Source organism: Oligella sp. HMSC09E12, from assembly GCF_001808505.1.
GTDB classification, from domain to species: Bacteria; Pseudomonadota; Gammaproteobacteria; order Burkholderiales; family Burkholderiaceae_B; genus Oligella; species Oligella urethralis.
In genome coordinates this window covers 1-1933 of record NZ_KV793558.1, presented here as the reverse complement: position 1 = coordinate 1933, position 1933 = coordinate 1, and the positions used below count along the sequence as shown (strand labels likewise).

The following is a 1933-nucleotide window of genomic DNA, read 5'->3' as shown; positions in this document are numbered from 1 at the left end:
CGTTAAATCCGGAGAATGATATTAAAGTAAAAAAGCAGCTTAAAATTTTAAGTATGAGTGACAACTATCTTGACAAATACCGATAATGAGGTCCATATTACCGCAACTAAGAGAATTTAGAAAATATCATTATTTTATTTAACTCATATCAACTATGAAGATGATCTATGTTAACAGTGATTACACCCCACAATTCTTCAATATCAGCCAAAAAAATTTCTCAAATTAAAACAGGGGGCTTTATTATTTTAAATATTTCTTTTCCCCAATCTAATTTTAATTATTCATCAAAACTCGAAATTACGTCTTGGAATCCTCAGACTCAATATGGTATAGCTAAGTTTAAAAATATCACTGAAGATATACGAGGAGGAAGAATAAATCTTAAGGATTTGGATACAATATACCAAGGAGAAATAGTAAATTTTCACGTTAGTGATATTTTAGATTACTCTGATGAGGATTATTAACACTACTTTTATTAACGGATGACTATGAAAAAAGTATTAGTACTATTAGCCGTATCTTTATCTACAGCATTAGTAGCTTGCGGAGAATCACCAAAAGATAAAAACTATTATTTGAAAAATATCGATAAAGCACGAGCTAAGAAAGAAGAATGTGAAGCAAAAATGTTCCAAGCAGCGATGAGTCAAAATACAAATACGATGGGAAAAATAGCCAAAGATGTAGAGTGTGAAGCAGCACAGAACGCTCTTATTGAAGCCCAATAAAAAACCGCCTGAAAAAAGCGGTTAAGTTTGATTAACGCTATATTAATTTGGTTTTTTACCTAATCGACTATATTTTTTGCTTAACTCTCGAATTAACGCTTGAACATTAGGTTGGTAAATAACATCAAAACAATAAGCAATTGGTAAGGCCTGACTTTTAAGCGGTGGCTGCTCAGAAGGAACGGAATACATAGGTGTATTAGCAATTGCCTTTTCAATAGCGGCTTTCATTGGTAAAAGAACAGTCTCAAGATTAAACTCCATATTTCCCTCTGCAAGTGAGTTTGCCCAAATATACCCAGCATTCTGCAAGTAAGCATCCTTCTGTTTTATAAGGCAAGACGCATTAGCTAAAGCATTTAAATCATGGATAAGTGCTTGTTGAGCATCAACATCACTCGTGGGTTGTGCCCAAACGCTTAAAGGGAGACTCAATATTAGTGTAATTATGGCTTTTTTTAACATGATTTTGATTTATCCCTAATTAAATTCCCAAAATAAACTTTGTTTAGTACGTGTTGTTGGCATACTCGAATCAATATAACGCGAATAATCATCATGACTCGGCTCACGATAAGTCTGACCATTAAATAGAGCTATATGACCAGTAGCATTTCTCCAACCTACTCTAAATACAATAATACCTCGCCTACCTTTGATCTCACTATCAAATGGCATAGTTGTGTCAATATCACCTGACTTTCCAAGCATTTTCGCGAGATATGATTCTAGTTCTCTAACCCTATAAATAATACGAGAACCATCAGCTGCTTTTACTGTATTAGCACCAACTGAGGCAGCAACAGCCGCATTAATTGGCCAACCTCCTCGATTGAAGGCAATACTCAATCGACTGGCACATGTGTTACCTCCAGGACCAAATCCCTCTGCATAGATATTTCTTTCTGCTTGTCCACCCTGCCAAGTAAATAAATCCTTCATCGTTGGATATTTCATATGATCCGGAAACTCATTCCAGATTCTCATAAAATTAGGTTTACTCATGCCATTCCTCCTAAAAAACTAGATAGACGCTACTAGTGTAATAGCTAATGTATTTCAGTATTATTTCATTGAGTAAGAATAATTATTATTTACATTTAGTATTTAATGATCACCGAAATTACTAATTCAGCATTGACGTAGGACAACAAAAGCTTGTAAACCTCTCTATGTCAGGATAGTTGTCACCCTCTAAA

General features: G+C 34.4%; 4 protein-coding genes. 2 read left to right on the top strand and 2 right to left on the bottom strand.

Going from position 1 to position 1933, the window contains the following annotated elements:
- The first annotated feature begins 167 nt into the window (after nt 1-167).
- A complete protein-coding gene (locus HMPREF3179_RS03490; protein WP_036561411.1) occupies nt 168-470 on the top strand; it encodes a hypothetical protein in 303 nt (100 codons plus the stop codon).
- Between the two features lie 24 nt (nt 471-494).
- Nucleotides 495-734 (top strand): EexN family lipoprotein, encoded by a 240-nt coding sequence (locus HMPREF3179_RS03485; RefSeq protein ID WP_141743433.1) that lies wholly within the window; start codon nt 495-497, stop codon nt 732-734.
- Between the two features lie 42 nt (nt 735-776).
- On the opposite strand, the gene HMPREF3179_RS12485 is transcribed toward HMPREF3179_RS03485, so the two are convergent.
- Both HMPREF3179_RS12485 and HMPREF3179_RS11935 read right to left on the bottom strand, forming a co-directional pair.
- Nucleotides 777-1199 (bottom strand): hypothetical protein, encoded by a 423-nt coding sequence (locus tag HMPREF3179_RS12485; RefSeq protein ID WP_225792261.1) that lies wholly within the window; start codon nt 1197-1199, stop codon nt 777-779.
- 15 nt (nt 1200-1214) lie between these two features.
- Nucleotides 1215-1739 carry a T6SS effector amidase Tae4 family protein gene (locus tag HMPREF3179_RS11935; RefSeq protein WP_225792262.1) on the bottom strand — a complete coding sequence of 175 codons (525 nt, stop codon included), beginning with the start codon at nt 1737-1739 and terminating at the stop codon, nt 1215-1217.
- Between the last annotated feature and the right edge of the window lie 194 nt (nt 1740-1933).